6 protein-coding genes are annotated in these 6,573 nt (G+C 67.9%); 1 reads left to right on the forward strand and 5 read right to left on the reverse strand.

The features are described from left to right. The 4 genes from AC2VOP_RS11500 to hisN all read right to left on the reverse strand — a co-directional run. Positions 1 to 988 (reverse strand): acyl-CoA dehydrogenase family protein (locus AC2VOP_RS11500; protein ID WP_486961082.1); only part of this gene is annotated, 988 nt, incomplete at its 3' end. 159 nt (positions 989 to 1,147) lie between these two features. Beyond that, positions 1,148 to 2,356, reverse strand: coding sequence for an acyl-CoA dehydrogenase family protein (locus AC2VOP_RS11505; protein ID WP_486961083.1), 1,209 nt, complete (start codon positions 2,354 to 2,356; stop codon positions 1,148 to 1,150). Positions 2,357 to 2,385: 29 nt separating this feature from the next. Further along, the gene (locus AC2VOP_RS11510) at positions 2,386 to 3,783 is read right to left on the reverse strand and encodes an acyl-CoA dehydrogenase family protein (RefSeq protein ID WP_486961084.1); all 1,398 of its coding nucleotides are present in this window, start codon (positions 3,781 to 3,783) and stop codon (positions 2,386 to 2,388) included. A gap of 112 nt (positions 3,784 to 3,895) precedes the next feature. Next, positions 3,896 to 4,687 carry a histidinol-phosphatase gene (gene hisN / locus AC2VOP_RS11515; RefSeq protein ID WP_486961085.1) on the reverse strand — a complete coding sequence of 264 codons (792 nt, stop codon included), beginning with the start codon at positions 4,685 to 4,687 and terminating at the stop codon, positions 3,896 to 3,898. 24 nt (positions 4,688 to 4,711) lie between these two features. On the opposite strand from hisN, the gene AC2VOP_RS11520 reads away from it, so the two are divergent. Beyond that, positions 4,712 to 5,047: a hypothetical protein gene (locus tag AC2VOP_RS11520; RefSeq protein ID WP_486961087.1), complete on the forward strand. Its 336-nt coding sequence runs from the start codon at positions 4,712 to 4,714 to the stop codon at positions 5,045 to 5,047. Positions 5,048 to 5,063: 16 nt separating this feature from the next. On the opposite strand, the gene AC2VOP_RS11525 is transcribed toward AC2VOP_RS11520, so the two are convergent. After that, a complete protein-coding gene (locus AC2VOP_RS11525; protein ID WP_486961086.1) occupies positions 5,064 to 6,446 on the reverse strand; it encodes an FAD-dependent oxidoreductase in 1,383 nt (460 codons plus the stop codon). Positions 6,447 to 6,573 lie beyond the last annotated feature (127 nt).

Below are 6,573 nucleotides of genomic sequence, written 5' to 3' on the forward strand. Positions count from 1 at the left end.
CGGCGTAATACACCAGCAGCCGCACCATCTGGGCCTCGGTGTGCAACTCGGCCAGCGGCCACTGCACCGCCTGGTTGACCGCCAGCGGCTTGCCGAACACCGTGCGCCTCCGCGCGTAGTCGACGGCCCGGTCGATGCAATACTGCGCTGCGCCCAGGCTGCTGGCGGCCTGCCGAATCCGGTTCTCGTGCAGGAACGTCTGGGCCACCTCCAGCCCACGGTCCACCTCGCCGAGCACCGCGTCGACGGGCACTCGAACGTCACGCAGCTCGACTTCGCCGTGGTCGGTGGGCATGTTGAACGTCCACCAGTAAAACGGGACGGTGAAGCCCGCCGCGTCGGTGGGCACCAGGAACGCGGTGATGCCCCGCGCCTGCCCCGGCGTACCCGACGTGCGGGCGAAGATCAGGTCGTGGGTGGCGCGATGCACGCCGGTGTTGTATCGCTTGGCTCCGTTGATGACCCAGCCGTCGGCGTCGGGTTCCGCTCGGGTCTCCAGCCAGGTCGCGTCGGATCCGTGTGCCGGCTCGGTGAGGCCGAACGCCATGGACCGTTCGCCGGTGATCAGCGCCTGTGACCAGACGCGGCGCTGCTCGTCGGTGCCGAACCGCTCCATCATGATCACCTGGGGGAAGTTCCCGACGATCGACGATTCGTCCTGCAGGTCGTTGTGCAGGCCAAGACCCTTGTGCGCCAAATGCTCCCGAATCACCGCCATGTCCAGGTTGGTGCCGTTTCGGCCACCCAGCGATGACGGCAGTCCGTAACGCAACCAGCCGGCGCTGTCGGCACGACGACGCATCTCGGCGAGCAGATCCTCCCAGGCCCGCTGCGGGATTCCGCCGTGTTCGACGTCGGTGCGGGCGAACTCCCGGCGGTGGTCGAAGTACTGCATCTGCTCGGCCTGCAGCGGGGCGATCTCGGCCTCGATGAAATCGTCCATCTCCTGGAGCAGTTGCGGGAGATGGTTCGGCATAGTGAAATCCACGCTGGGGCCTTTCCGGGGCTGGGAGTTATTCGGTATTCAGTCTGCCGGTGCGCGGCAACGCGCCGGGACGGTCGTGCCCGCGCGGTGAGCATGCGCAAACTCGCATCGAGCGAGCGCTCCTGATGCGAGTTTGCGCATGCTCGCCGGGAAAGGCACTCGCTACTTGAGCTCGGCAGACGACAACTCCAGCAGCCGGCGGGCCACCACCAGCTGCTGGATCTGCTGGGTGCCCTCGAAGATGTCGAGGATCTTCGAGTCGCGGGCCCACTTCTCCAACAGCGTCTGCTCGGAATAGCCCGTGGTGCCGGCCATTTCGATGACTTTGAGAGTGATGTCGCTGGCCACCCGCCCGGCTTTGGCCTTGCCCATCGACGCCTCTTTGGAATTGGGGATGTTGTTGTCGGCCTGCCACGCCGAGCGCAGCGCCAACAGGTAGCCGGACTCCCAGTCGGCCTCCATTCGCAGGAACTCCGCGGCTGCGGCGCTCTGCGCGTGTGCGGGCTTGTCGTAGGAGATCTGCACGCCCGCGTCGGTCAGCAGCTTGCGCAGCTCCTCCAGCGCGGCACGGGCGATGCCGACGGCCATCGCCGCGACGATAGGCCGGGTGTTGTCGAACGTCTCCATCACCCCGGCGAAACCCTTGCCGGTCTCGATCTCCGGTTTGCCGAGCAGGTTGTCCTTCGGAATGCGGACGTTGTCGAATCGGATCACCGCGGTGTCGGAGGCTTTGATGCCGAGCTTGTACTCCAGCCGCTCGACGGTGACGCCGGGGTGCTCGCGCGGCACGATGAACGACTTGATCGCCGGGCGCCCCAGCGACTTGTCCAGCGTCGCCCACACCACGATGTGGCTAGCCCGCGACCCGGCGGTGACGAAGATCTTCTCGCCGTTGATGACGTACTCGTCGCCGTCTAGGGTGGCCGTCGTCGACACCGCCGCCGAGTCGGAGCCGAAGCTCGGCTCTGTGATCGCCATCGCCGCCCACACCTTGCCCAGGCGCTTGAGCTGCTCGTCGGTGGCCACCCCGGAGATCGCCGCGTTGCCCAGCCCCTGGTACGGCACCGACAACATCAGCGCAACGTCACCCCAGCTCATCTCCACCACCTGTAGCAGCGCGGCCATGTTGGCGCCGTTGCGGTTTTCCTCTCTGCCCTCGGTGTCGCGGAATGCCTCCGCGCCGGCGAACGCGAACGCGTTGGCCTCCGAGACCCCGGCGAACAAGGTTTCCAGCGTGTCCAGTTCGACGGGGTAGTCGTGCTCGCGCAGGTCGTATTTGCGCGAGATCGGGCGCAGGATCTCCGCGGCGCCGGAGTGCGTCATGTCGACGACGTTCTGCAACTTCTTGGGCAGTTCCAGATTGATTGTCATGACAGGTCTTTCAGCTTGTATCGGGTGGATTAGATGACCAGCACGCCCTCGGCGACGCCGACTGCCCGCAGATCGCGGTACCAGCGTTCGACCGGGTGCTCCTTGACGTAGCCGTGGCCGCCGAGCAGCTGCACGCCGTCCGAGCCGATCTGCATGCCCTTGTCGGTGGCCAGCCGCTTGGCCAGCGCGGCTTCCCGGATGAACGGCAGGCCCTGCTCGGCGCGGGCCGCGCCGCGCCAGGTGATCAACCGCAGCCCGTCCAGCTCGATGGCGATGTTGGCGCAGATGAACGCGACCGACTGGCGGTGGGCGATGGGTTCGCCGAAGGCTTCGCGTCCCTTGACGTAGGGGATGACGTAGTCGAGCACCGCGTGGCAGGTGCCGACCGCCAGCGCCGACCAGCCCAGCCGCGACAGCGCGACGGCCTCGGAGTAATCGGCGTCGGTGGCTTCTTCTTCGCCGAGCCGGGCGCTCGTCGGCACCGATACCTTGTGCAGTTCGACCTGCCCCAGCGCCGCGGCGCGAATGCCCATGCTGCGGTCTGCCTTGACGCTCAGGCCCTGGGCCGACGACTCGACGACGAACAGTGCCGGCTTGCCGTTCAGTTGGGCGGCGACGACGAACAGCTCGGCGTCGGCGGCCGCCGGAGCCAGTGATTTGACTCCGTCCAGCCGGTAGCCGCTCGGGGTGCGCACCGCGGTGGTCTTGAGCTTGGTCGGGTCGAACAGCGGCTGCGGCTCGGCGATCGCCACGCAGGCCTGCGGGACGTGCTCGCCGGCGAACTCGGGCAGATAGGTGGCCTGCTGGTCGGCGCTGCCCCAGTGGGTCAGTGCCGCGGCGACACCGCCGGGGGCCAGGATCGGCAGTGCCAGCCCCATGTCGCCGTAGGCCAAGGCCTCGGCCACCAGCACATTAGTCACCGCGGAGCGGTGCGCGGCGATGCCGTCGAAATCCTCCGGGATGTTGATCGCGGTGACGCCCAGCTCGGCTGCCTTGCCGACCAGCTCGTGCGGGTAGTCGGCGGCCTCGTCGGCGTCGTGGGCCGCTGGGCGCAGGATCTCCGCGGCGAACTCGTCGACGGTTTCGACGATCATTTTCTGGTCGTCGTCGGGGGTCAGGTCGAAGTAGTCCTTGCCGCTGGCCTTGAGCCGGGTAGGTGGCGTGCCCACCCCCTGGATTCGCTTGAACTGTCGGGTGGAAGCCCCGACGGCGGAGAACACCGTCTTGACCCCGTAGTGCAGTCCGCGGTTGAGCCGATCACGCAGGTGGTGGCGGTCCAGGAACTCCTGGCCTACCAGCGGGGTGACCAGCGCCAGGCCGATCTCGGTCGGGGTGCGCCGGTGCCTGCCCAACCCGACGGCGCTCTGCCGTCCGGCTCGCCGCGGGCGGGCCTTCGACGCGTTGGTGGCGGGGACGGTGTCGGTCATATCTAGGGCCTCACTGGACAAGGGGGACTGCGGGCAACCGTATCTTACTCCGAAGTAAGATACGGCGTCAGAGTGAGCTATTTCACTGCGGAGGCCCGGCACCGGTGGTCCGCTACGTCTCCGTGCGTAGGGAGTCCAGCACGCAATCGTGCAGCAGCGCGTTGGTGGCCACCGCGCTACCGCCATGCGGTCCGGCGGTACCGTCCAGGCTGGTGAACGTGCCGCCCGCCTCGCGGATGAGCACGTCGAGCGCCGCAAGATCCCACACCGACACTGCGGGTTCGACGGCGACGTCGACGGCGCCCTCGGCGACCAGGCAGTAGGCCCAGAAGTCGCCGTAGCTGCGCACTCGCCACACGGCCTCGGCCAGCTTCAGGAACTTCTCCCGCAGGCCGCGCAGCGCCCACACCGAGAACCCGGCGAACGACAGGCTCGCCGACCCCAGATCGGCTACCGACGACACCGACAGCCGTCGTTCCGGCGCGCCACCGACCGCGCCGAATGCGCCCCGCCCGCGGGCTGCCCACCAGCGCCGGTCCAGCGCCGGGGCACTGACCACCCCGACGCACGGCACACCGTCGTCCAGCAGCGCGATCAAGGTGGCCCATATCGGCACGCCGCGCACGAAATTCTTGGTACCGTCGATCGGGTCGATGATCCACTGGCGTCCGCTGAAAGTCGCTGTCCCGCCGAATTCTTCACCGAGGATGTCGTCGTCTGGCCGGTCGACCGCCAGCACTTCGCGCAGCACGGCCTCGACGGCCCGGTCGGCGTCGGTGACCGGGGTGAGGTCCGGCTTGGTGTCGACGCGCAGATCCACTGCGCCGAACCGTTCCAGCGTCACCGCGTCCGCGCGATCAGCCAGGGCCAGCGCCAGCGCGAGGTCGTCGTTAGTGGGGGTCACGGCTGCAGTCCTACCATGATCCACGTGTGGGAGATCTGGGTGCTGGTGCTTCTGGTCGGGATTCTTGCGGTGTTGCTGGCTCCGCGGTTGATCCGCCCCGGGCAGCACAGCGGTGCGCTGGACGGCACCCTGGTAGTCACCGGCGTCAGCCCGAAGCCGGATGGCCCGGGTATCAGCGGCGAGCAATACGTCACGATCACCGGCGTCTTGCACGGCCCGACCGTGGCCGAGCACGAGGTGTACCAGCGGATGGCGGTCGACGTGAGCAACTGGCCGACGGTCGGTGAGCTGCTGCCGGTGCGCTACTCGCCGCGCAACCCGGACAACTGGGACCTGGCCGGGCCATCGCTCGGCGGGTAACCCCAGCGGCGGCCGGTCAACCGTGCCCGACCCGCAGCAGGTCGGCGATGCTGGCTAGCTTGACCCGGGGCCGCCCGCACGGCTCGCCGCTCGATCGCTCGTGGGCGTCGATCAACCGCCAGTGTTCGTCGGTGACCAGCTGCGGCTGGCGGGAGAGCAGCCAGGTTTTGAGTTCGTCGTCGTAATCGGGTCCGACGTCGGCGATGCCGGCCGCCGCTGAGCTGGCGGCCAGGTCGGCGGCCAGGGTGTCGACGGTGGCCTGGGAGTCGCTTTTGTTGGTGCCGATGACACCGGTCGGGCCTCGCTTGATCCAGCCGACGACGTACTGGTTGCGGGTGCCCTCGATGCGTCCGTCGGTGTGCGGAATGGTGCAGGTCCGCTCGTCGAACGGCAGCCCCGCGGTGGCCACCCCGCGGTAGCCGACCGAGCGCACCACCAGCTGCGCGGGCAGCACCTCCCGGCCGCCGGTGTCCTTGGCCACCACCCGCCCGTTTTCGTCGGTCACCAGCTCGTTGCGGCCCAGCACGATCTCTTCGACGCGGCCGTTGCCGCGGATCTCGATCGGTGAGGTGCGAAACCGGAACACGATCCGGCGATGGCCCGGCTGCCGCTTGCGCCCGACGTAGTTGCGCAGCACCTTGACGTTCTGCCTGGCGTGCTTTCCGGCCGCTTCGACCTCCTGGTCGGAGATTCCAGCGAACTCGGCGGGGTCGATGATGACGTCGACGTCGGCCAAGCCCTTGAGCTCGCCCAGCTCACGTAGTTCCGGGCTGGTGAACGTGGCCTGCAGCGGGCCGCGACGGCCGATGATCACCACCTCTTCGACACCCCGACAGCCGAGCAGCTCCAACGCATGGTCGGCGATGTCGGTGCTGCGCAACTCGTCGGGATCGGTGACCAGGATGCGCGCCACGTCCAGCGCCACGTTGCCGTTGCCGATGACGACCGCGCGGCGGCCCCCCAGATCCGGTGCCATGTCCTGGAAGTGCGGATGCGCGTTGTACCAGCCGACGAAGTCGACCGCTGCGACGCTGCCGGGCAGCTCCTCGCCGGGAATGCCCAGGTGCCGGTCGGTCTGGGCGCCGACCGCGTAGATCACCGCGTCGTACCGCTCGGCGAGCTCGTCGGCTTGCACGTGCTCACCCACCACGATGTTGCCGAAGAACCGGAACCGCGGATCGGATGCGGTCTTCTCGAACTGCGCGCTGATCGACTTGATCTTCGGATGATCCGGGGCAACGCCGGAGCGCACCAAACCCCACGGCGTCGGCAGCATCTCCAGCATGTCAACGTGCACATCGACGCCGTCGGGGCTGTTTGCGGCCAGCTTGAGCAGCGACGCGGCGGCAAAAAACCCGGACGGGCCGGAGCCGACGATCGCCACGTGGTAGGGACGCACACCCCGATGCTAAACGCCCACCCAAGGATCATTAAAGATATTTCGGTAATACAGTGACTGATGGTCATAGAGAAAGGCCGGTGTGGGCGAGGAAGGCGAAACACAGGTCGTAGTTGGAGCCGATGCG

The sequence above is a fragment of the Mycobacterium sp. TH-M106 genome, assembly GCF_057473765.1.